Origin of the sequence: Desulfacinum hydrothermale DSM 13146, from assembly GCF_900176285.1 — a bacterium.
In the GTDB taxonomy this organism is placed as follows: Bacteria; Desulfobacterota; Syntrophobacteria; order Syntrophobacterales; family DSM-9756; genus Desulfacinum; species Desulfacinum hydrothermale.
This window is the reverse complement of sequence record NZ_FWXF01000001.1, coordinates 71,117-92,739: the sequence shown is the minus strand read 5'-3', so window position 1 is coordinate 92,739 and position 21,623 is coordinate 71,117. Positions and strand designations below refer to the sequence as shown.

Annotated in this window: 19 protein-coding genes and 1 riboswitch; of the genes, 14 read left to right on the top strand and 5 right to left on the bottom strand. The window is 63.3% G+C overall.

Annotated elements, in window-relative coordinates:
- Nucleotides 1-50 precede the first annotated feature (50 nt).
- The 9 genes from B9A12_RS00415 (at nucleotide 51) to B9A12_RS00375 (ending at nucleotide 9,727) form a co-directional block, all read left to right on the top strand.
- The gene (locus B9A12_RS00415) at nucleotides 51-1,472 is read left to right on the top strand and encodes a sigma-54 interaction domain-containing protein (RefSeq protein ID WP_084055572.1); all 1,422 of its coding nucleotides are present in this window, start codon (nucleotides 51-53) and stop codon (nucleotides 1,470-1,472) included.
- A gap of 214 nt (nucleotides 1,473-1,686) precedes the next feature.
- Entirely contained in the window at nucleotides 1,687-2,952 is a 1,266-nt protein-coding gene (locus tag B9A12_RS00410; protein ID WP_084055571.1) for an iron-sulfur cluster carrier protein MrpORP, read from the top strand.
- A gap of 15 nt (nucleotides 2,953-2,967) precedes the next feature.
- Nucleotides 2,968-3,330: a NifB/NifX family molybdenum-iron cluster-binding protein gene (locus B9A12_RS00405; RefSeq protein WP_084055570.1), complete on the top strand. Its 363-nt coding sequence runs from the start codon at nucleotides 2,968-2,970 to the stop codon at nucleotides 3,328-3,330.
- 680 nt (nucleotides 3,331-4,010) lie between these two features.
- Nucleotides 4,011-5,195, top strand: a complete 1,185-nt coding sequence (locus B9A12_RS00400; protein WP_170920236.1) for an MFS transporter — start codon at nucleotides 4,011-4,013, stop codon at nucleotides 5,193-5,195.
- Nucleotides 5,196-5,314: 119 nt separating this feature from the next.
- Nucleotides 5,315-6,433 (top strand): mercury methylation corrinoid protein HgcA, encoded by a 1,119-nt coding sequence (gene hgcA / locus B9A12_RS00395; protein ID WP_342752477.1) that lies wholly within the window; start codon nucleotides 5,315-5,317, stop codon nucleotides 6,431-6,433.
- A gap of 22 nt (nucleotides 6,434-6,455) precedes the next feature.
- Nucleotides 6,456-6,752 carry a mercury methylation ferredoxin HgcB gene (gene hgcB, locus B9A12_RS00390; RefSeq protein ID WP_084055567.1) on the top strand — a complete coding sequence of 99 codons (297 nt, stop codon included), beginning with the start codon at nucleotides 6,456-6,458 and terminating at the stop codon, nucleotides 6,750-6,752.
- A 253-nt stretch (nucleotides 6,753-7,005) separates the two neighbouring features.
- Nucleotides 7,006-8,109 carry a peptide-methionine (S)-S-oxide reductase MsrA gene (gene msrA / locus B9A12_RS00385; protein ID WP_084055566.1) on the top strand — a complete coding sequence of 368 codons (1,104 nt, stop codon included), beginning with the start codon at nucleotides 7,006-7,008 and terminating at the stop codon, nucleotides 8,107-8,109.
- Nucleotides 8,110-8,143: 34 nt separating this feature from the next.
- Nucleotides 8,144-8,701 carry a dihydrofolate reductase family protein gene (locus B9A12_RS00380; RefSeq protein ID WP_084055565.1) on the top strand — a complete coding sequence of 186 codons (558 nt, stop codon included), beginning with the start codon at nucleotides 8,144-8,146 and terminating at the stop codon, nucleotides 8,699-8,701.
- Nucleotides 8,702-8,875: 174 nt separating this feature from the next.
- A complete protein-coding gene (locus B9A12_RS00375) occupies nucleotides 8,876-9,727 on the top strand; it encodes an HDOD domain-containing protein (protein WP_170920235.1) in 852 nt (283 codons plus the stop codon).
- An 81-nt stretch (nucleotides 9,728-9,808) separates the two neighbouring features.
- Here the strand turns inward: B9A12_RS00375 and cobJ are convergent, their stop codons facing one another.
- The 5 genes from cobJ to cbiD form a co-directional block, all read right to left on the bottom strand.
- Nucleotides 9,809-10,588, bottom strand: a complete 780-nt coding sequence (gene cobJ / locus B9A12_RS00370; RefSeq protein ID WP_245802308.1) for a precorrin-3B C(17)-methyltransferase — start codon at nucleotides 10,586-10,588, stop codon at nucleotides 9,809-9,811.
- Nucleotides 10,582-11,730: a cobalt-precorrin 5A hydrolase gene (locus B9A12_RS00365; RefSeq protein WP_084055562.1), complete on the bottom strand. Its 1,149-nt coding sequence runs from the start codon at nucleotides 11,728-11,730 to the stop codon at nucleotides 10,582-10,584. Before B9A12_RS00365 ends, cobJ begins: the two co-directional genes overlap by 7 nt.
- Nucleotides 11,705-12,493, bottom strand: a complete 789-nt coding sequence (gene cobM, locus B9A12_RS00360; protein WP_084055561.1) for a precorrin-4 C(11)-methyltransferase — start codon at nucleotides 12,491-12,493, stop codon at nucleotides 11,705-11,707. Before cobM ends, B9A12_RS00365 begins: the two co-directional genes overlap by 26 nt.
- A gap of 26 nt (nucleotides 12,494-12,519) precedes the next feature.
- Nucleotides 12,520-13,797 carry a precorrin-6y C5,15-methyltransferase (decarboxylating) subunit CbiE gene (gene cbiE, locus B9A12_RS00355; RefSeq protein ID WP_139796417.1) on the bottom strand — a complete coding sequence of 426 codons (1,278 nt, stop codon included), beginning with the start codon at nucleotides 13,795-13,797 and terminating at the stop codon, nucleotides 12,520-12,522.
- A 239-nt stretch (nucleotides 13,798-14,036) separates the two neighbouring features.
- Nucleotides 14,037-15,332 (bottom strand): cobalt-precorrin-5B (C(1))-methyltransferase CbiD, encoded by a 1,296-nt coding sequence (cbiD, locus tag B9A12_RS00350; protein WP_170920234.1) that lies wholly within the window; start codon nucleotides 15,330-15,332, stop codon nucleotides 14,037-14,039.
- Between the two features lie 200 nt (nucleotides 15,333-15,532).
- Nucleotides 15,533-15,721: riboswitch (cobalamin riboswitch) on the top strand.
- Between the two features lie 143 nt (nucleotides 15,722-15,864).
- Here cbiD and B9A12_RS00345 point away from each other — a divergent pair.
- From B9A12_RS00345 to B9A12_RS17185, 5 genes are all read left to right on the top strand, one after another.
- Nucleotides 15,865-16,533: a precorrin-8X methylmutase gene (locus B9A12_RS00345; RefSeq protein ID WP_084055954.1), complete on the top strand. Its 669-nt coding sequence runs from the start codon at nucleotides 15,865-15,867 to the stop codon at nucleotides 16,531-16,533.
- 538 nt (nucleotides 16,534-17,071) lie between these two features.
- Nucleotides 17,072-17,788, top strand: coding sequence for a precorrin-2 C(20)-methyltransferase (gene cobI, locus B9A12_RS00340; RefSeq protein WP_084055558.1), 717 nt, complete (start codon nucleotides 17,072-17,074; stop codon nucleotides 17,786-17,788).
- Nucleotides 17,785-18,840, top strand: coding sequence for a FecCD family ABC transporter permease (locus B9A12_RS00335; RefSeq protein WP_139796416.1), 1,056 nt, complete (start codon nucleotides 17,785-17,787; stop codon nucleotides 18,838-18,840). The genes cobI and B9A12_RS00335 overlap by 4 nt, the downstream gene beginning before the upstream one ends.
- The gene (locus B9A12_RS00330; RefSeq protein WP_170920233.1) at nucleotides 18,837-19,628 is read left to right on the top strand and encodes an ABC transporter ATP-binding protein; all 792 of its coding nucleotides are present in this window, start codon (nucleotides 18,837-18,839) and stop codon (nucleotides 19,626-19,628) included. Before B9A12_RS00335 ends, B9A12_RS00330 begins: the two co-directional genes overlap by 4 nt.
- Nucleotides 19,625-21,595: a helical backbone metal receptor gene (locus tag B9A12_RS17185; protein ID WP_212636773.1), complete on the top strand. Its 1,971-nt coding sequence runs from the start codon at nucleotides 19,625-19,627 to the stop codon at nucleotides 21,593-21,595. Before B9A12_RS00330 ends, B9A12_RS17185 begins: the two co-directional genes overlap by 4 nt.
- Nucleotides 21,596-21,623 lie beyond the last annotated feature (28 nt).

Below are 21,623 nucleotides of genomic sequence, written 5' to 3'. Positions count from 1 at the left end.
CAGCCCGCATTTCGGATGACGAAGTGCGGATGATGCGCAGGATGGATTCCATGAACAAGGCCGCGTGTCCCACGGGCAATCCCGAAGACAAGCGGATAGCCGATCCCGGCGTGCCGGCTCCGGAATGGACGCGGACCATCCTGGACAGCATCACCGACGGCGTCTTCACGGTGGACGCCGATTTTCGCGTCACCTTCTTCAATCGCGCGGCGGAAAGGATCACGGAAATCCCAGCCGAAGAAGCCCTGGGCCGTCCATGCTGTGAGGTCTTCCGGGCCAGTGTGTGTGAGACGGCCTGCGTGCTGCGCCACACCATGGAGACGGGCCGGCCGGTGGTGGACCGTCCCGTGGCGATCCTGAACGCCTCCAACCGGGAAGTACCCATCAGCGTCAGCACGGCTCTGTTGAAAGACAAACACGGCCGAACGGTGGGCGGGGTGGAGACCTTTCGGGATCTCACCGTGGTGGAGAAACTGCGCCAGGAGATCCACAAGAGATACCGGTTCGGAGACATTCTGAGCAAAGCGCCCGCCATGCAGAAGCTCTTTGCGATCCTTCCGGAGATCGCCCAGAGCGAGAGCACGGTCCTCATTCAGGGGGAAAGCGGTACCGGAAAAGAAGTACTGGCCCGCACGCTTCATTCCTTGAGCCGCCGGTCCAAGGGCCCCTTCGTGGCCGTCAACTGCGGGGCCCTGCCCGACACCCTGCTGGAATCGGAGCTGTTCGGCCATGTGGCGGGGGCCTTCACGGACGCCAAGAAGAGCCGGGCCGGCCGCTTCGCCATGGCTCAAGGTGGCACCCTCTTTCTGGATGAGATCGGTGACGTGTCCCCCGCCCTGCAGGTGCGCCTCCTGCGGGTTCTGGAAGAAAAGGTGTACGAACCCTTGGGATCGTCCAGGAGCCTCAAGGCGGACGTGCGGATCATCGCCGCCTCCAACAAAGACCTCAGCCAGCTGGTGGAAGAGGGGATCTTTCGCAAGGATCTCTACTACCGGGTCAACGTGGTCAAGTTGTGGCTTCCGCCGCTGGCCCAAAGACGGGAAGACATCCCTCTCCTGGTGGAACACTTCATCGATCGGTTCAATCGTCTGCAGGGAAAGAAGATTTTGGGCCTCAGCCCCGAAGCCCTTCAGGTCTTCATGCGCCACGATTGGCCCGGAAACATCCGCGAACTGGAAAACGCCATTGAACATGCCTTCATTCTGTGCCGCAACGGGTGGATCCTCCCGGACCATCTGCCGGAACACCTTCAAAAGGAGGTGCGCGGGTTCCAGCCGCTCCAGGGCTGGACGCTTCAGGAAATCGAAAAGCGCGCCATTTGGGAAGCCCTGGAACGCAACAACTGGAAGCGCATGGCCACGGCACGTGAGCTGGGCATCGACAAGAACACCCTGCGGCGTAAGATCCGCCGCTACGGCCTGGAGGCCCTGCAGCCCTCCGGGAACACGATGCCCCCATTAGAGCGCGACTAAGGGTTCAACCTGAACCCAACTCCGGTCACCCTCGGGAGGAGAGAAACGCCCACTGTCCCCTTCGGATCCCAAGAATCTCCAAGTGAAGAGCCCTTTGGCTCCATTCGGCACGAAAGTTGTCTACAGTTGAAGTGCCGGAGGATGTCTGGCACCACGGGACCTCCTCCGGTTTGCCATCCCATTCTGACGTTGAAAGGAAAAAGGAGAGAAGATCATGGCTACATCGTGCCCTTCCCATACGTGCGGAACGGATGCGGAAGCAGCAAAAAGGGAAGAAGCCGCTGAAGAGCTCCGGTTGAAAGAGCAGTTGCGGCGAATTCAACACAAGCTCCTGGTGATGAGCGGTAAGGGTGGCGTGGGGAAAAGCAGTGTGGCCACCTACATGGCCTTCGGGCTTTCCCAAAAGGGGTATCGCGTGGGGCTTATGGATGCGGACCTGCATGGTCCCAGCATTCCCAAGATGTTGGGCATCACGGGGATGTTCCAGGTGGACGACCAAAAACATCTCGTTCCCGTCCAGGTCAACGAGAATCTGCAAGTGGTTTCCATCCAATGCCTGCTGGAAGACCCCGATTCAGCGGTTATCTGGCGCGGCCCCATCAAACACGGCGTGATCCGCCAGTTTGTCTCGGAGGTCCAGTGGGGAAATCTGGATTATCTGATCATCGATTGCCCGCCCGGGACGGGGGATGAACCCCTGAGCGTGGCCCAGATCATCCCGGACGTCCACGCCGTTATCGTGACAACGCCACAGGAGGTGGCCCTGAGCGATGTGAGAAAATCCATCAATTTCTGCAGGAAGGCCCATCTGCCCATTCTGGGGCTGGTGGAAAATATGAGTGGGCTCGTGTGCCCCCATTGCGGAAAGAGCGTTCCGCTTTTTGGGACCGAAGGGGGCCGTAAGACGGCCGAACGCATGAACATTCCCTTCCTGGGCTCTCTGCCGTTCGAACCGCGTGTGGTGGAGGCCGGTGACGCCGGTATGCCCTTGGAGGTCGGTTCCGATGCTTCGGGACCTTTTTTGGAGAGCCTCAACGGGCTTCTTTCGGAAGTGATTGACAAGTGTTCTCCACCTCTACCGGAGGAGAAGACCGAAGCCATGACCAGCGATGTGACAAAGGAGGTACCGCGGATGGAAAAGGACAACTTCAAGGTGGCCATCCCTTTGGCCAACGGGATGTTGTGCAATCATTTTGGACATTGCGAACGGTTTGCCATCCTGACCGTTCAGAACGGCCGCATTGAAAGCAGGGAAGAACGGACCCCACCTCCCCACGAACCCGGTGTGCTCCCTCGATGGATCGCCGAACAAGGTGTGAACCTGGTCATCGCGGGCGGCATGGGCCAACGGGCCATCAGCCTGTTCCAGGAACGCGGGGTTCAGGTCCTGACGGGAGCTCCCGCCCTGGATCCCGAAACTCTGGTGAACAGCTATCTCCAGGGGAACTTGGTGACCGGTGCCAATGTTTGTGATCACTAAAAAGCGAGGGACATCATGAAAGTGGCCGTCAGCAGCTCGGGTGAGGACCTGAACAGCCCGGTGGACGCTCGCTTTGGCCGGGCGCCCTATTTTCTCATGGTTGATACGGAGACCTTGGACTACCAGGTGGTTCCCAACACGCAGAACCTTCAGGCGTCGCAAGGGGCGGGGATCCAGGCCGCCACGACCGTCTCGCGCCACAAACCGGACGCGGTTCTCACAGGGCATTGCGGTCCCAAGGCCTTTCGAACGCTCCAGGCCGCCGGCATTCCTGTCTACACCCAGGTGTCCGGAACGATTCGGGAGGCGGTGGAAAACTTCAAACGGGGCGTGTATGCAGAGAGCAACGGCCCGGACGTGGAAGGACACTGGGGCTAGAAGGCTGTGGGAGAACCCTAGGGTGGTTCCCTTCTTAAACGGACGGAAGCTTGGGACTACCAGACGGGCCCATGCTGCCGGCCTGGCCCTGCCGCAGTGGGGGCGGGTTCTGAACCCGCCCCCACTGCGGCTGTCTAGCACCACGGGGCCGGTGAAGTTTCAACTGGTCAGAAAGCCCCAAACGGCCGCGAGGCCTTTATGGGGCAGGCTCTCAGGAAGACCGCTTCGAAAAGAACGAAGCGTTTTCTTGGGAGCCCGACCCTTTCGGGGCTGAGAAACAATTTCGGATTCCGGCCTAAGCCGGCGGGCTATCCAGCCCTTCGGGTGCTGTGAGCGAGATGCCCACCGTCTTGTCTTCCCGCCTTTTCCCTGCCTTGGCGCCAAGACGCCCCCTCTTTGAACGCAGTTTTTCCGGACCGCCGAGGACAAACCTTGGCGCTGGCGCACCGGGCCGATCCCTGATGTGCCAGGTCCTGGGAAAATCCGTTTCCATCGTGGAAGGCCTCCGGTTAGCGATAAGAAGCCCCAACGAGACAACGAGGATCGAAAGTCTTCAGGCATGATGGGAGATGGGTTCGGGCAAGCTCCTTCGGGAACGCTTGTGTCCCTTTTCGATTCGGAGTATAGGTCCTTGGTTTGTCTTGCGGATTCTCACCATTTCCCGAACCAGGATGGAGACCGTGTTCTTGGGTATGCGGGGCCGCACCTGGCTCCTTCTCATCGCCAGTCGCATTGTGCTCAATATGAGCTTCCGGGTGGCCTATCCCTTCCTGCCGGCCATGGCACGGGGGTTGGGCATCAGCCTGGAACAAGCGGGACTCATGATGGCGGCCCGATCCTTGGTGGGCCTTTCGGGAATCGCCTTTGGCATCTTCGCCGAGAAACGCGGTTACAAGGCCGGGCTCCTTCTGGGAATCGCCTTCCTGCTGGTCAGCTGCTTTCTGGTCACCGTCTCCCAAAACTACTGGATCGTCTTCACCGGCTTCGTGGTGATGGGACTGGCCACGGCCGTCTACAATCCGTCCGTGCAATCCTATGTGAGCGCCCATGTGGGTTACCGCCACAGGGCCCGCGCCCTGGGCCTGGTGGAATCGTCCTGGTCCGCCAGCTGGTTTCTGGGCATTCCCTTGAGCGGCCTGCTGATCGCCCGGTGGGGGTGGGACTCGCCCTATCTGCTCCTGCTGGCACTGGCTGTCTTCCTGTTTGCGGCCACCTTCCGGTTGCCCGATGCGCCCGCGGGCGGCGGCCCCGAACCGGCCTCTTCTGAAAGGTCCGGAACCGGCAGCGCGGCCCCCAACGTTCCTTCCCGGCGCATCTGGCTGGCGCTGGCGGTCACCTTTTGTATTTTTTGCGGCAATGAAAACGTCATGATCGTCTACGGGGCGTGGATGGAATCCCGGTTCGGTCTCAATGTCCAGTCGCTGGGGCTCTTTTCCACGCTGCTGGGTCTCAGCGAATTCTGTGCGGAAATCTCCGTGGCGCTCCTGGTGGACCGGCTGGGAAAGCGCAGGGGGCTCACCCTTGGCATCGTGGGAACCGCCGCCAGCTACCTCCTGCTCACCTTCGTGACCGATTCGCTGGCGGCGGCCCTGGCAAGCCTCATGGCCATGGCCTACTTCTTTGAATTCTCCGTGGTGAGTTCTTTTCCCTACATCTCCCAGTTGGCTCCCAGCGAAAGAGGCAAATGGCTGGCCGCCAACTACAGCCTGCTGGTGGCGGGAAGGGTTCTGGGAGCCCTGGTGGGCCCGGCCCTATGGGAACATTTTGGATCCTTCCAGCCCATCGCCATCCTGTCCATCGTGGGGAACCTGGCGGCTCTGGGTTTTCTTAGCCGCGCCCCGCGACCCGCTGGAGAACCGACTTGATGCCCGCTGTAGCGATGTATATTCTTAGACGACCATAAGCTTTTCGAAACCCATGAGAGGATGCTCCCATGAGCCCGAAGCCTCTGGATGAAGGCACACAAGCCCGGCCGACCCTGCCCATGGCTCAACCCTTGCCGTGCGAACCCGCAAGGCCCCGCGGCTGAAGCCCTTCTTCTGCGGCTCAGGCGAGCCCGCCCCGCTTGGATCAACCCTTCGTCATCGGCCGCGTGGAAACCGCCGCGGGGACGATTCCCCAAGTCTCGAGCCAGCTTACGGGTCGGGACCGCTGGGGGACCGTAAAAGCCCGCTGGGGCGTCGGCCGAATGCACTACACGGTGGATCCGGGCCTCTACGCCCTGGGAGAACCAGGTTCGGAGGCCCCCGTGCTGGTCTCGGCCAATTACAAGCTGAGCTTCGACCATCTGCGATCGGCTTTGAAGGACCGCTGCGCCTGGATCCTGGTCCTGGACACCAAGGGTATCAACGTGTGGTGTGCGGCGGGAAAGGGAACCTTCGGGACGGATGAGCTGGTCTTTCGGGTTCAAGCCAGTGGACTGGACAGGGTGGTGAACCACCGTCTTCTCATTTTGCCGCAACTGAGCGCCCCGGGAGTGGCCGCCCACAAGGTCAGGTCCCGATGCGGCTTCAAGGCGGTGTTTGGACCGGTGGAGGCCCGGGATCTGCCGGCCTTTCTCGATGCCGGCATGCAGGCCACCCCCACCATGCGCCGTAAACGTTTCGGCTTGTACGACCGGATGGTCCTCATTCCCGTGGAGCTGGTGCACGCCTTCAAGTGGCTGGCACTGGCGGCGGTGATCTTTTTCGCACTCGCCGGCGCCCTGGGCACGGGTTCCTTTGCGGCGGCGGCCGCCGTTTTCGGCTTGGGGCCCGTTACGGCCATGACCACTGGTGTTTTCGCCGGAGCGGTTCTCACGCCGCTCCTTTTACCCTGGCTGCCGGGCCGGGCCTTCGCCGCCAAGGGAATCTGGGCGGGACTTCTGGCGACCGCCCTGCTGTGGCCCCTGGGCCCGGGGCGAGCCTCCGGCGTCCTGGATGCGGTTTCGTGGATCCTGGGAACGGTTTCCGTGGCCGCCTATCTGGGTATGAACTTCACCGGCGCGTCCACCTACACGTCCCTTTCGGGCGTCAAAAAGGAGATGCGCTGGGCCGTACCGCTGGAAATCGCAGGATTTGCGGCCTTCGTGGGCTTGTGGCTGACGGCCCGCTGGACATCGTGAACGCCGCGATGGGAAGAAGAAGATGCGAGGCAATTTGGTCTATCTGAAGGACGTGGTCAGTCTCCAATACGAAGCGTCGCGCTGCGTGGGCTGCGGCATGTGCTCCCTCGTCTGTCCCCACGGGGTCTTCGTCCAGGAAAACGGCAAGGCACGTATCACCGACCGGGACGCGTGCATGGAGTGCGGCGCCTGCGCCCGCAATTGCCCCACGGAAGCCATCCGGGTCCAGACGGGAGTGGGGTGCGCCCAGGCGGTGATCAATTCGGTTCTGGGAAGGACAGGCGATTCCTGCTGCAGTCTGGATTCAGGCTGCTGTTGAAAGCCCCCTCTGCCCCTTGCCCAGCGAAGCGGCCGCCGCACCGCGAGGATCTTTCCAGAAGGAAATCCTCCCGTGCCAGGGCCCGTGCAAAAACGGACCCGGGACGCCACGCCCCACGCCCCCCGCCCACAAGTCCGCCTCTTACGTGCCTTCCTTCCCGACCGTGCTTATAGTCCAAGAAGCACGTTGAACGATCAGGAGCCTTTTTCGCCCCAGGTTCACACAGGGACGGAGGAGGCCGAAGGAGTGGGCAATGAAAACGGGAAAAACCCGAGCCATTTGGATCCTCATCCTGGTGCTTGCCGCGGGAATGGGATCGGGGTGGTTGCCAGCAGGAGACGGCGTCATGGCGCAAGAAAAGAAGAATCTGGAGCGAGCGACCTTCGCGGGTGGCTGTTTTTGGTGCGTGGAGGCGGATTTTGAGAAGCTGGAAGGTGTGGTGGAAGCGATTTCCGGCTATACCGGCGGTCACACGGAAAACCCCTCCTACGAAGAGGTTTCCTCCGGGACCACCGGCCATCTGGAAGCGGTCCAGGTGATCTACGACCCCCGGAAGGTCACCTACCAGGAGCTTCTCGATTATTTCTGGCGGCATGTGGACCCCACCGATCCCGGCGGGCAGTTCGTGGACCGCGGCGACCAATACGCCACGGCCATCTTCTATCACACGGAAGAACAGAGGCGGTTGGCCCAGGAAAGCAAGGAAGCCTTGGCTCGTTCCGGCCGTTTCTCCAAGCCCATTGCGACGAAGATCCGACCGCTGGAACGATTCTACGAGGCGGAAACCTATCACCAGGACTATTACAAGAAGTCCCCGTTACGCTACCGCTTCTATCGGTTCCATTCGGGACGGGACAGCTTCCTCAAAAAGACCTGGAAGGAGGAGCCCCAACACAAATCCGAAGAAAGCGGTCCATCCCCTTATTCCAAACCCACGGAGGCGGAACTCAGACGGAAGCTCACCTCCATGCAGTACAAGGTGACCCAAGAAAATGGAACGGAGCCTCCCTTCCGAAATGAATACTGGGACAACAAGCAACCCGGCATCTATGTGGACGTGGTTTCCGGCGAGCCGCTTTTCAGCTCTTTGGACAAGTTCGATTCCGGAACCGGCTGGCCCAGCTTCACGCGCCCGCTGGAACCGGACAACCTGGTGGAACGCGAGGATCGGTCCCTTTTCACGGTGAGAACGGAAGTGCGCAGTCGGCACGCCGATTCCCATCTGGGGCACGTCTTCGCCGACGGACCGCCCCCCTCCGGCCTGCGCTATTGCATCAATTCCGCCGCGCTGCGATTCGTGCCCGCCAAAGATCTGGCCAAGGAAGGCTATCCACAATACGAAAAGCTCTTTCGCTGAAAGCCGGACCTGGACCCAAAGCGGAGCCACCACCATGCAAGTCACCCTGCTCATGGCCATGACACTGGACGGTCGGATCGCCCGCAATTCCGACCATTTTCCCGATTGGACCCCTCCGGAGGACAAGAAGGTGTTCGCCGCTTTGAGTCGTCGGGCGGGCGTGATCATCATGGGATCGCGAACCTTCGACACCCTGGGAAAGCCTCTGCCAGGGCGTCTCAACGTGGTCATGAGCCGCGATCCATCCCGAAAGTCCCCATGGGAAAACCTGGTCTTTTCCGGGGATCCACCCCAACGAATCCTTGAGTGGCTGGAAGGGCAAGGCTACGAGGAAGTCATCCTGGCCGGCGGCCCCCACATCAACTCCCTCTTCGCCCGCCAAGGCCTCATCGACTCCGTCATCGTCACGGTTTCTCCGAAAATCTTCGGCACCGGACTGGGCCTTTTCGGTCCCGACATCGCCATGGACTTGACCCTGAAGGAGGTGCAACGGGTGGGGGCGGAGCTCGTTCTCCTGAGGTATGGGGTCCTTGGGGTGAAGACATCGGAAGACGACGCTGCGAGCTCCCCACGCCGCGTATCTTCCGATTGACCCTTGAGACCGCTCTGGCGAAGCCATGGGCGATGCGAAAGGAAACAAGAGACCTCCGCACCACCCACCCCTGCACGCCGGGCGGCGATTTTGGCCTAAACTTTTTTCCTCCTCGCACCGATTATGAAAAAGTATCGAGTGCAACCCCATCTCATGCCAGAGGACGGAATTGTTATGGAGGCAGCCCAGACCTCGCCCGATCTGGACAAACTGGTTCAAATGACAGGCGACCTGCCGGCCATGCCGCACGTGGCCAGCCTGGTGATCAAAAAGATTAGCGACCCGGACGCCGACGCCAACGACATTCAAAAGCTCATTGCCCAGGACCCGTCCCTTGCAGCCCGTGTGCTCAAACTGGCCAACTCGTCCTTTTACGCCCGGTCTCGGAGCATTGCCACCTTGCGCGACGCGGTGGTGATCATCGGCATGAAGACCGTGCGCTCCCTGGTGATCGCTTCGGTCACCCGCGACCTTTTCGATCCCTTTGGGCTCACGGAAAAGCTGCTCTGGGAGCATTCGGTGGGTTGCGCTCTGGCCGCGCGGACCATCGCCGTCCGCCTTCGCTATTCCCGGGTGGATGAATCCTTCTTGTCCGGACTTCTTCACGATGTGGGCAAGATGATCCTGTTCACCCGTTTCCCTGACCAGATGCGCCTGATCATCCAGGAGGTTTACAGCGATCCGTCCTTGTCTTTTGCCAAGCTGGAAAGGGAGGTCTTCGGGTTCGACCACGCCCAAGTGGGCCGGCTCCTGGCCCGAAAGTGGCAATTTCCAGAAGAGATCGACGAGGCCATCGGATGCCACCACAACCCGGCCAGGGCCAAGATCCTGCCGGCCCTCGCCGTGATCGTTCATCTGGCCAACGCCTTCTGCCACAAGCTGGAACTGGGACCCACCAAGAGGCCGGAGCTTGAGATGGCCGGTGTTGCCAGCGCGCGGGCGTTGAAGCTGAGTGAAGCAAAGCTCATCGCCCTGCAAGAGGAAATCCTGCAGACTTTCCAGGCGGAAGCCGGAACCATGTCTTGAGGTTGGACTGAGAGCGGCTCAGTCCGCCGCCGCGGCGCCGAGGTTCACCCGATTGTTGGGCACCCACCCCGGAAACCCCAGTCAAAGATTCTCTTCGCCGTACTTATCCAGATAGCCCCGGGGGGTCACCAGGTGCCCTTCCCACACGTAGGTGCGGCTGTTTCCCACCAGCAGCACGGTCTGCATATCCACCTCCTCCGGATCCAGCCCGCCCAAGGTGGTGATCCAGCAGCGCTGGCCTTCCCGCATGGCCCGTCGCACCACACCCACGGGCGTCTCCGCGCTCCGATGACGCAACAGGATCCCACGGGCCTTTTCCAGCAGATCGGGACGGCTTTTGCTGCGTGGATTGTAGACGGCGATGACGAAATCGGCGCCGGCCGCCGCATCCAGGCGCCTTTCGATGCGTTCCCACGGGGTCAGATGGTCACTCAGGCTCACGGCGGCGAAATCGTGCATGAGCGGAGCTCCGAGCAGGGCCGCGGCCGCATTGAAGGCAGCCACCCCCGGGACCACCTCCACACGCAGGCCCTGAGCCTTCCCCCCTTCGGCTCCCTCCCAGGTCCTCACGGGCAGGCCTTTGGCCCGACACACATCGAAGACCAGACCGGCCATGCCGTAGATTCCCGCATCGCCACTGGAAACCAGCGCCACCCGCCGGCCTTCCTCCGCCGCCTCGATGGCCTCCCGGCACCTGGCAATCTCCCGCTTCATCCCGGAAGCCCGCACTTCCTTTCCCTGGACAAGGGGGCGGATGAGATCCACATAGGTCTTGTAGCCCACGATCACATCCGCCTCTTCCAAGGCCTGCCGGGCCCGAGGGGTCAGGTGGAGGGCATCCCCCGGCCCCAGGCTCACCACGGTGAGGCGTCCCGAGCCACCGCCACCGTAACGTTTCGAGTCTTGTGCTTCGGAACGATCAGCCGACCGTTCCGGGCCGTTTGAAGAGCCGCTGCTTCGCATACGCTTTCCACTCCTATGTGCGCCTTGACCGCAGGCGACGGGTTGGGCACCTCCACCGTCTGCAATTCGGCACGTTGGACGAATTGGATGGGCCGGTCCAGGACCCGTGCCGATTCCAGAAGGCCCGGCTCATGGGCCTTGAGGTCCCCACTGGCCAGTGTTCGAATGGCTTGAAGCGACAGCCGGTGCTGCTGGAACACATCCCGGACCAGTTGCAGGATTTCTTCCGCCGGAGTGCCCCGGTTGCACCCGATTCCCACCGCAAGAACCCGGGGTCGCAAACAGAGGGCCAACAGCCCTCTGGGAGGCAGCCATTCCCCAACCCAGATGCCGGGCGTGTCTCGTGGGTCCATGCCCAGGGCGGACAACCGATCGGAAAGGATCCGACCGACCTGTCTCGGCCCTTTCCCCGAGGTGAAGATCTCCCGTGACACCGACACCCACACCGCCCGAGGGAATCGGTCCCGATAGCGGTTGAGCCATCCGTCCGGATCCAGGATCCAGAAGGGCTCGTCTTCCAGGACCGCCCGGGTCACCCGCGGTAGGTGCTCCAGCGCCTCGATTTCCAGGCCCGCTTCCCGGGCCATGAGATCCACGGCCGTCTTTCCTTCCACGTCCGTGGCCGTGGTGATGACGGCCTGTCCCCCCAGGACCTGGGCGATACGGCACGCCAGCCGGTTGGCGCCGCCCAAATGCCCTGAAAGCAAACTGATGACGAACCGGCCCTTCTCGTCCACCACCACCACCGCCGGATCGCAGCTCTTGTGGCGGAGAAGCGGGGCGATGCAACGCACCACAATGCCCGTGGCCATGACGAAAACCAGGGCGCCATGCCCTTTCCAGAGCACGCCGACCCGCTCCCGCAGCCGATCGAAAGGCTCAGCCCCCATGGCCAAGGCGAAGCCATGGCGTCGAGGCACGTGGACGGTGCAGGCGTCCAGCTCACGGCCAAGGCGCAAGGCCACCGAGGTGCCGTTGGCCGTGAGCGCCAGCACCGCCACCGGGCGGGGAAGATCAGGGGCGAGAGGATCGAAATCCATGGCTGAACGACTGGTCGTAGAGACGGGACCGGGTCCCGTACCGTTTGGGATTCAGCGCTTCCCCCACCAGGATCACCGCCTGCCGGTCCATACCCGCCTCGCGCACCTTGGCGGCGATGTGGGCCAGGGTTCCTTGAAGGATGCGTTCATCGGGCCAGCCCACCCGATAGACCACCACCACGGGCGTCTCCTCCGGATAGGCTCCGCGCAACGCCTCCACCACGGCTTCCATTTGGGAAACACTCAGGTAGATGGCCATAGTGGAGCCGTGGGCCGCCAGACTTGAGAGCGATTCCCGATCGGGTACGGGCGTTCGCCCGGCGGTCCGGGTGAAGATCACCGTCTGGGACACTTCCGGCAACGTGAGCTGACATCCGATGCGGGCCGCGGCGGCGAAGGCGGCGGACACCCCAGGAACCACCTCATAGGCGATCCCCTCCCGATCCAGCAGGTTCATCTGTTCCTGGATGGCCCCGTACAGGGCGGGATCCCCCGTGTGGAGGCGCACCACGATCCGGTTCTCTCGCACCGCCTCCACGAGCAAGGCGTGGGTCCGCTCCAGGGTCAGCGGGGCACTGTCGAAGAGCTCCGCTCCCGGCTTGCATTCATCCAAAAGGGCTCGGGGAACGAGAGATCCCGCATAGACCACACGATCCGCCCGCCGAAGAAGACGCCGCCCTTTGACGGTGATGAGCTCCGGATCACCGGGCCCCGCCCCCACGAAGAAGACCCGCGGGTCTTGCCTTTTTGGGTCGTCGGCCATCTTTGCCACTCCATCTCTTTTCAGGGTCACGGTGCCACGGGACAGTCCATGGCGCATACCGTCACCGGGTTGAGCGCCTCCCAACGGGAAGTGTCTCCGATGGGCACGGCGCGGCTCACCTGGATCTGAACCGCTTCCAGGGAAAGTCCATGGGCTCGGGAAAAATCCTGCACCCGGGCGAAGCTTTGGAAGGTGACCGAAGTGAGCACCATTCTTCCCCCGGGACGCACCTGGGTCCGCACCTTCTCCAACAAGGCGGGCAAATGGGCTCCGCCGCCACCCACAAAAACCCGATCCGGATCGGGGAGCCGGTCCACCTGTTCCAGGGCATCCCCTTCCACCACCTGGATCTCCCCGCAGTGAAAACGGCGCACGTTCTCCCGGATCACGGCGGCCCTTTCCGGCACCTTTTCCACGGCCCACACGGACCGGAGGGGCGTCAGGCGGGCCGCTTCCACGGACACGGCTCCGCTGCCGGCCCCCAGGTCCCAGAGCACCTGCCCCGGCCGGAGCTGCAACAGGGCCAGGACCACGGCTCGCACCTCCCGCTTGGTGATGAGCCCCCGTTGGTGGGAAAAGGCATCATCGGCAATGCCGAAGAGGGGGGCATCCCCGGCGGCGGATCCCACCTCCTGGGGTTGCACCAACACCACGTTGAGGGGAGAAAAGGAGCGCCGGGCCGCCTCGGCGGCCGTGAATCGGCCGATGCGTTCCGAAGGCAGCCCCAAGTCTTCTCCCACCCACAGCAGCGCCGCGTCCAGGCCGGAGGCCCACAATTGCTCCGCCGCCCAGGCCGGCGTGTTTCGTGCGTCTGTGAGCAGGGCCACCGGTGTGCCCATGCGAAGGTGCCACATCCATTCCCGGGTGGGCTCACGGCCGTGAAGGCTCACCACCCGCACATCGTCCCAGGGCGTTCCCAGCCGGGCGCACAGGGCCTGAACCGCTGTGGGGGCGGGAACAAAGAACAGTCGGTCTCGTCCGAAACGTTCCAGCAGACGGCGCCCGATCCCGAAAAAGAGGGGATCTCCCGAAGCCAGCACGACCACGCGTCGCGTCTCGCTCAGCTCCTGGATCCGCTGCAAAACCGCATCCAGAGGCGACCGGATCGGGATTTTCCGACCCGGGTGTTCTTCAAAGAGCTCCAGCAGCCGGGTCCCCCCCACCAGAACCTGGGCCCGGTCAATCAAGGCCCTGGCCTGCGGAGAGCACTCCTCCGCCCGAGCGCCCACGCCGATCACGGCGACGGTGGGTGGCTCCCACCCCCCCCGCGCCATGATCTCCCGGTCCTTCCAGCTTTCCTCCACCCGTTCCTCCACTCAACCAGGACGCTGTTCCACAATGGCCTTTGGGCCTTTTGGAATTTTTGCCCCGTTGAAATCCCACTGTGCTCTGTGGCTCTTTTTGCGCTCTCAGACAGGCTCATGGGGGCGGGTTCGGAACGGGCCCCACTGCCCCAAGGCCGGACCGGCGGCCCAGGCCCGCCTGGTGCCCCCACCTTCCCTCAGCAGAAGAAGGAAGCCAACCGGGCGTTTTCAACCAAGCCCTAAGCCGTCACATCGGCTAGGAGCGTTCCATCGAAGTCAAAGAGAAGGAGTCGAACGGCCACTTCCGGCCCGGCCATCGCCTTGGACTGCCGAACCGCCTCCTGGGCGATCCGGCGCACCACCCGGTAAGCCGGGGAAACGTTCCGCTGGCACGCGTCCTGGAACGGGGCCCCTTCCAGGCCGGAGAACCCTTTCAGAATCTCCAGGGCATGACGGGCCGTGTTGGCCCCGCGGATCCGCTCCAGGGCTTCATGGGGCACCCCTTCGCCCGCCGCCCACCGGGCCACGGTGTTCAGATCCAAGGCCACCTTGTGGGCATGGGTGTAGGGGTTTCCCTGGGCCATCTTGACCGCCTTGCCGAAAAAGACACTGTGGACGATGGAGCGAAATCCCGCCCCCACGGCCCTTTTCACGGCAAAAGAAAAGAAATCCGCAATCTGCACGAAAGATTCCGCCGGAAGTCCGTTCAGGAGGGCACGGGCCAGCTTCTCGCTCTTTCCGCCGGTGCTGAACACCACCTGGGCACATCCGTTGGCACGGGCCACGTCCAGGGCCACCTGGATCGTCTCTTCGTATGCCTGATGGGAGAAGGGTTTGACAAGGCCCGTGGTGCCCAGGATGGATATCCCGCCCACGACGCCCAACCGTGGGTTGAGCGTGTGGCGAGCCAGTTCTTCTCCCCGCGGCACGGAAACCTCCACATGGATGGAAGCCACAGGATTCTTTACAGCCGACTCAGGGACCGGCAACCAGACGGCCGCCTTCCCGGGCCGTCCTTCCCCCGGGCCGCCCGCCACGGTCCGCTCCACGGCCAGGTCCGGCACACGTTCCAACTCCTCGAACAAGTTTTCGGCCAGCATCCGGCGCGGCACCGGGTTCACGGCCGGTTCGCCCGCGGCCACGGGGAGCCCGGACTTGGTGACCCGCCCCACCCCCACTCCCGCCGTCAGGCGAATCCAGTCCGATCCGACAGCCGCTGGATCGGTCCCACGACCGGTGGGCGGGGGTGCCAGCCACAGGCGCACGCACACACGGGCCTTGTGGGTCACGTCGGGGTCGTCCCCGCCGTCCTTGATGACGACCGCCTCCGCCCAGTCGCCATGTCCGGCACAACAGGCCACATCCACGGGGAGGTAGTAGCCCACCGGCAGGCGCACCGCCACGGACCGGGGGGACACCCCGGAAAGGAGACAGCGGGTGGCGGCCTTTGCCGCCGCCGTCATGGCCGTTCCGGTACTGAAACCCATTCGAAGTCGGCGACGCCCCTTCGACTTTTGCCCACTCGTACCGCTCATTTTCCCACCATGTCCCTCTTTGGCGCCCGATTCCACGGCCCGGCCCATCGATTTCCAAGAAAAGGCATTCTGACACCAAGCCTTCCGCCTGTCCACCCCGGCGCTTCCGTCGCTGGACCGTCCATGGCGCGTCACACGCCCCGAGATCCTTCATTGACCGAAAGAACAGGATCGGCTAGAGTAGCTGCGAGTGGTTCCTTGACAAGGAGCCGGGATCAGGTGCCCGCTGCAAGGGCTTAAAAGGGAAGACGGTGCGAATCCGTCGCGGTCCCGCCGCTGTAAACGGGGACGAACGCCGCAAAGCCACTGTCGCAACACTTGAGCGATGGGAAGGGCGGCAAGTAGAGTGATCCGTGAGCCAGAAGACCTGCCTGAGGCCCGAGGAAAAGGACACCGGATGGGAAACGGTGCCTTTTCGGCGAAGGGTTCGGCCGATGCGCAGACCCTCTGCCGGCAAGGGATGAAGAGAAACGGGTGCAATCCTTGGAGCCGCAAGGCTTCAAGGATTTTTTTTTTGAAAGTGGGGAAGCACATGGATACGGAAAGCAACGGAACGGGGTTTCGACCGGGCCTGGTGGAGGCCGGCCGGAACATCGAGGAAGAGAGCTTTCGCATCATCGAGGCGGAGATGGGCCCCCACTCCTTCGAGCCCAAGGTCTGGACCATCATCCGTAGAGTGATCCACACCACCGCCGACTTCGAATACGCCCAACTCATCCGGATCCATCCGGAAGCCGTTTCCGCCGCCACCCGGGCCTTGCGAAACGGGGCCACCATCTACACCGATACGCGGATGATCCAGGTGGGTCTTTCCCCCTGGCGGCTCCAATGGTTCGGCAACTCGGTCTTCACTCCGGCCGCGGACCCCGAAACCCACCTCTTGGCGGAAAAACTGGGCCTGACCCGTTCCGTGACCGCCTTTCGCAAGATGGGGGAGCGGCTGCAGGGAAACATCGTGGCGGTGGGCAACGCCCCGACGGCGCTTCAAGAGGTCCTGCGGCTGTGGCGGGAAGAAAACGTGCGGCCCGCCGTGGTGATCGGGGTTCCCGTGGGTTTTGTCCAGGCCGCCACGGCCAAGGACGCCCTGTGGGAGGCGGAACAGATCCCTTCCATCTCCGTTCGGGGAAGAAAGGGAGGCAGCACCGTGGCCGTGGCCATCCTGCATGCTCTCCTGGAGTTGGCCCAGAAGGAACCGAGCTAGGAGGCTGTGTGACAATGGCCTTTCAGCCTTTCGGGAGGTTTCTAACTAGTTGAAATCCCACTGTGCCTGTGGCTCTTTGGGAGCCTTCCAGGGCTGGGTTCGCCCCCTACCGGCGAAGGGCAGGCCGGCAGCACGGGCCCGGTTGCTACCCCAACCTTCCGTCCGCACAAGAAGGGAGCCATCGGGGCGTCCCGGACGGGCTCTTAGGGGCATGATGGGGGCCTAAAAGTTCCCCGTCCTTCGTGGGGAAGTGATAGGCGCCTACAAGGCGGTCCGAGAATTCAAAAAGCACCACGGGGCCGGCGCCATTTCAACCGGTCAGGAACCCACAAAAAAGCCGGTAGGGCATTTCCGGACGGCTTTTTAGGAAGACGTTTCAAGAAAGCTCGGAGCCGGCAAACGGCAATAGATTGTCCCTTCATTGGCAGCTGCGGGGCCCAAACCCCGCGCAACCATCGGTTCACGGACCGGCCGACACGAGCAGGGGAGGCGCGATCCCAGAAAGGGACAAAGGCGCCATGGGTGAAAGGAAAAGGACATGCTGGGAACTCTTTACGGCATCGGAGTGGGTCCCGGAGACCCGGATCTTCTGACCATCAAGGCCGTCAAGGCCCTCCAGAAGGTGCACCATCTCTTCGCTGCGTCTTCCAGTAAGAACGACTACAGCCTGGCCCTGGAGATCGTCCGGGAGCACGTGCCCCCGGACACTTCCATCCATCTGCTGGACTTCCCCATGACCTTCGACAAGACCCACCTGGAACGGGCCTGGCACGCCAACTGCCTCACCGTGGTGGAAAAGCTGGAAGCCGGCCATGACGTGGCTTTCGTGACCTTGGGGGATCCCATGACCTTCAGCACCTTCATCTACCTGCTCCGCAAGGTCCGCAGCCGCCTGCCCCAGGTGCCCGTGGTCACCATCCCCGGCATCACGGCCTATCAGGCAGCCGCGGCCTGCGCGCAAGTCCCTCTGGCGGAAGCAGAAGAGACCTTCACGGTCATTTCCGGAGCCAAGGGCGGTGAGGCCCTGGGTCACGTCCTCCCCTTTTCCGACAATGTGGTGCTCATGAAGACCTACAAGAAATTTCCCCAGATCCTGGAGCAGATCCGGGCCATGGGCCTGGAGGACCGCTGCTGCTTCGTGAGCCGATGCGGTCTGGAAGGGCAGACGGTGGAAAAGGATTTTGAGAAGCTCTCAGAACTCAACCCCCATTACCTATCCCTCTTAATCCTCAAAAGGCAGGGCCTGGACACATGAGCCGCCCACGGCGTCCCGTCCCACACCGGCTCTTCCTTTTCTGGACTGTGGTGGGACTCCTGGTGCCCGCCTGCGCCCTCCTGTGCACCGCGGTGGGCCCCTTCCACCTGGAAGCCTCCCAGGTCTTGAGGATTCTTTCCCATCCCTATCATTCCGGGCCCACAACGGAGGCCGAACAAACGGCCCGTTACATCGTTTTGAACGTGCGCCTGGCCCGCGCCGTCCTGGCCCTGCTGGTGGGAGCGGCCTTGGCCCTGGCGGGCGCCGTCTACCAAGGGGTGCTCCTCAACCCGCTGGCCGATCCCTTCACACTCGGGGTGTCCTCGGGAGCGGCCTTTGGGGCCTCTTTGGCCATCCTGGGTGGATGGGGGGCCTGGAACCTGGCGGGCCTGGGAACCCTTCCGGTGGCGGCCTTCGCCGGAGCGGCGGGCGCCCTCCTACTCGTGCTGCTGTTGGGGCGCATGGACGGCCGCGTTCAAACCGCCACCCTGGTGCTGGCGGGAATCATCGTCTCCACCTTCCTTTCCGCCTGGATCAGCCTTCTCAAGAGCCTCAACGAAGACTCCCTTTCCACCATCGTCTTTTGGATCATGGGCAGCCTGTCGGGTAGAAGCTGGCAGCACGTGCTCATCATCCTGCCGTATCTCGTGGGAGGTGTTTGTGTCATCTTCTTTTATGTCAGGGAACTGGATCTCCTGGCCCTGGGGGACGTTTCCGCCCATCAGATGGGTGTGGACGTATCGCAGGTGCGGCTGCGCCTCCTGGCGGCCGCCTCTTTGATCACCGCCGCCGCCGTGGCGGTGAGCGGCGTCATCGGATTCGTGGGCCTGGTGGTCCCCCACCTGGTCCGGCTCCTGCTTGGGCCCCGACACGGGCGGCTCTTGCCCGCCGTCCTGGCAACGGGGGCCCTTCTCACTCTGCTTTCGGACACCCTGGCCCGGTCCATCCTGCCCGGCGGCCAGGAAATCCCCTTGGGCGTGGTGACCGCCATCCTGGGGGCACCCTTTTTCTGTTATCTACTTTTGAGCAAAAGGAAAGCGGTTCTGGCGTGATTCGCGTGTCCCATTTGCATTGCGGCTATCCCGGGCGGCCCGTCCTGCGGGATGTGAACCTGCACGTGGAAAGGGGAGAGTTCGTGGGCATCCTGGGGCCCAACGGATCGGGCAAGACCACCCTGCTGTTGGCCCTCACCGGATACCTTCGGCCCGACAGCGGGACCATCACCATCGACGGCCGTCCGCTGGAGGAACTTTCCTCCCGGCAACGCGCCCAAAAGACGGCCGTGGTTCTCCAGGACTCCCAGGTGCGTTTTCCCTATTCCTGCGCCGAGGTGGTGGCCATGGGCCGCTACCCCCATCAGGATCGTTGGCGCGGCCCCACGCCCCGGGACGCCGAGGTGGTCCAATGGGCCATGGAATGCACCCACACCCTGGAACTGGCCGACCGGCCCATCTCGGCCACCAGCGGCGGGGAACGCCAGAGGGTGATGATGGCCAAGGCCCTGGCCCAAGAAACGCCCATCCTGCTGCTGGACGAGGCAACTTCCGCCATGGACGTTCACTGGAGGCTCAAGGCGTTTGAACTGTTCCAGCAACTGCAGCGCCACCAACGAAAGACCATCTTGGCCATCCTCCACGACGTGAACCTGGCCGCCGTCTTCTGCCCGCGACTGGTCTTTTTGAAAGACGGCATCGTGGCGGCCGACGGCCCCACCCGGGACGTGCTCACCCCCGCCACCCTGGAACGGGTCTACCACAGCCCAGCCCTGGTCTACGACGTTCCGGAAAACGGCACCCGCCAGGTCTTCTTTGTCCCCGAAGAGCAAGGAACCCCCTCATGAGAGTACCGCAAAGACGCCTTGCCGCCGCCCTCCTCATGCTCACCCTCGCCCTATGGGCTCCCTGTTTGGCGGCTGCGGGTGCCGTCTCCATCACGGACGACTGGGGCCACACGGTCCACCTGGAACAACCCGCCCGGCGCGTCATCCCCCTGTACGGCGCTTTCACCGAAATGCTCTACGCCATCGGCGCCGGCGATCGAGTGATCGCACGCACCCGAGCCGATGCCTATCCTGCCGCCGTTCAACAACTTCCCGCCGTGGGCACCCACATGCGGCCCAACGTGGAAATGATCCTGGGACTTCGGCCGGATCTGGTGATCCAGAGCGCCAGCCGCCGCGCCGCCACCCCCGAAATGGACCGGCTCCGGGAGGTGGGCATCCCCGTGGCCGTCTTCGCCCCCCGCGACTTCCGCAGCGTCTTTCACACCATGGAGCGGCTGGGGATTCTGACCGGCCGCGCGGAAGAAGCGAAGGCGGTCGTCCGGCAGCTCGAGCTCAGGCTGCAAGCCGTGCGGCGCCTCACCGCCCCGGCGGATCATCGCCCGAGCGCGGTGTTTGAAATCCGGAGCCATCCGCTTACGGTAGCGGGCACGGGGTCCATGGCCCACCAGATCCTGGAGGCCGCGGGGGCCCGGAACGCCGTGACCCGCCCCGCGGCCGTGGTCCCCTTCAGCCAGGAGGCCTTGCTGGCCCTGAATCCGGACGTATACATCGTCCAGGAAGGGCCCATGAACCGAAACCCCGTGCCCCCTTCCCAAAGGCCCCTTTTCCAAAGACTGCGGGCCGTGCAGACGGGGCGGGTGTTGGTGGTGGACGAGCACCTCTTTTCCCGGCCGGGTCCCCGGTGCGTGGAGGCGGCGGAAATCCTGGCTCGCTGGCTCCATCCGGACCGGGCCCGGCCGTCGTCTCCTCTCACGGCGCAAGGGACCGATTTCTTTCAACACCCCGGGGGCGTGGGAAATCAGACCGGTGCCAAGAAGGAACCCACCGCCGGCCGGCCCCCCTGGCTTCAGTGGACCACCATCCAAAAGAAGCTTATCAAGCCCCTGGTGCGGCTGACCCTCTTCATCGCCATCGGCCTCTTTGTGGGAAACATCATCGAAGTCCTGGGATGGACCCGGGCCCTGGGGCGCCTCACCGGCCCGGTTCTTCGCTGGGGCCGGTTGGGAAACCAAAGCGCCGTGGCGTTCATGGCGGCCTTCTTTTCGGGCGTCACGGCCAACACCCTGCTCATGAACGCCCACAAGGACGGTACCCTCACCACCCGGGAACTGGCTCTGTCGTGCCTGGTCAACACCTTGCCCTCCTACTTCCTGCACCTTCCCACCACCTTTTTCATCCTGCTCCCGCTGGTCCGGGAAGCGGGAATCCTGTACCTGGCCGTCACCCTGAGCGCCGCCCTCGGGCGCACCGCCGTCACCTTGGCCGTGGGGCGCCGCCTGCTGCCCGCAGCGCCGACCGGGGACAAGGAGGTGCCCGAGGGGCTGGTCCAATCCGGCGTATCGCTTGCCGAAGCGCTTCAAAAGACCGGCCGGAAGTTTCGACGACGGCTCCTGAGGGTGCTTCGGTGGACCCTGCCCATCTACACCCTCTTTTTTCTGCTGAACCAGATCGGTCTTTTCCAATGGCTGGAAACGCACCTGGCCCGCTGGGTTCCCACCCATTTCCTTCCCGTACAGGCGGTGACCGTGGTGGCCTTCCAGGTCATGGCCGAATTCACGGCGGGCGCAGCCGCCGCCGGGGCCCTTTTGGACGCCGGCACCCTCTCGGTCAAAGCGACCGTGCTCACCCTACTGGTCGGGAACATCATCTCCACCCCCATTCGCGCCTTGCGCCATCAACTGCCCTACTACATGGGCATCTACACTCCCCGCCTGGGCCTGGTGCTGCTTTGCCTGGGCCAGGCGGTTCGAGTCGCCAGCGTGGCGCTCTTCGCCGTCTTGTTCTACCTCTTCTTTCCCGGCTGATTCTTCGCAGGACGACCTCTGGAACAGA

Excerpts from the sequence above, each read along its gene's own strand:
- B9A12_RS00365 (WP_084055562.1), bottom strand. The coding sequence starts at position 11,730 with ATGGATTTCGATCCTCTCGCCCCTGATCTTCCCCGCCCGGTGGCGGTG.
- hgcB (WP_084055567.1), top strand. The coding sequence starts at position 6,456 with ATGCGAGGCAATTTGGTCTATCTGAAGGACGTGGTCAGTCTCCAATAC.
- B9A12_RS00415 (WP_084055572.1), top strand. The coding sequence starts at position 51 with ATGAACAAGGCCGCGTGTCCCACGGGCAATCCCGAAGACAAGCGGATA.
- B9A12_RS00405 (WP_084055570.1), top strand. The coding sequence starts at position 2,968 with ATGAAAGTGGCCGTCAGCAGCTCGGGTGAGGACCTGAACAGCCCGGTG.
- B9A12_RS00375 (WP_170920235.1), top strand. The coding sequence starts at position 8,876 with ATGGAGGCAGCCCAGACCTCGCCCGATCTGGACAAACTGGTTCAAATG.
- B9A12_RS17185 (WP_212636773.1), top strand. The coding sequence starts at position 19,625 with ATGAGAGTACCGCAAAGACGCCTTGCCGCCGCCCTCCTCATGCTCACC.
- msrA (WP_084055566.1), top strand. The coding sequence starts at position 7,006 with ATGAAAACGGGAAAAACCCGAGCCATTTGGATCCTCATCCTGGTGCTT.
- B9A12_RS00345 (WP_084055954.1), top strand. The coding sequence starts at position 15,865 with ATGGATACGGAAAGCAACGGAACGGGGTTTCGACCGGGCCTGGTGGAG.
- cbiD (WP_170920234.1), bottom strand. The coding sequence starts at position 15,332 with ATGAGCGGTACGAGTGGGCAAAAGTCGAAGGGGCGTCGCCGACTTCGA.
- B9A12_RS00335 (WP_139796416.1), top strand. The coding sequence starts at position 17,785 with ATGAGCCGCCCACGGCGTCCCGTCCCACACCGGCTCTTCCTTTTCTGG.
- cobM (WP_084055561.1), bottom strand. The coding sequence starts at position 12,493 with ATGGCCGACGACCCAAAAAGGCAAGACCCGCGGGTCTTCTTCGTGGGG.
- B9A12_RS00380 (WP_084055565.1), top strand. The coding sequence starts at position 8,144 with ATGCAAGTCACCCTGCTCATGGCCATGACACTGGACGGTCGGATCGCC.
- B9A12_RS00410 (WP_084055571.1), top strand. The coding sequence starts at position 1,687 with ATGGCTACATCGTGCCCTTCCCATACGTGCGGAACGGATGCGGAAGCA.
- cobI (WP_084055558.1), top strand. The coding sequence starts at position 17,072 with ATGCTGGGAACTCTTTACGGCATCGGAGTGGGTCCCGGAGACCCGGAT.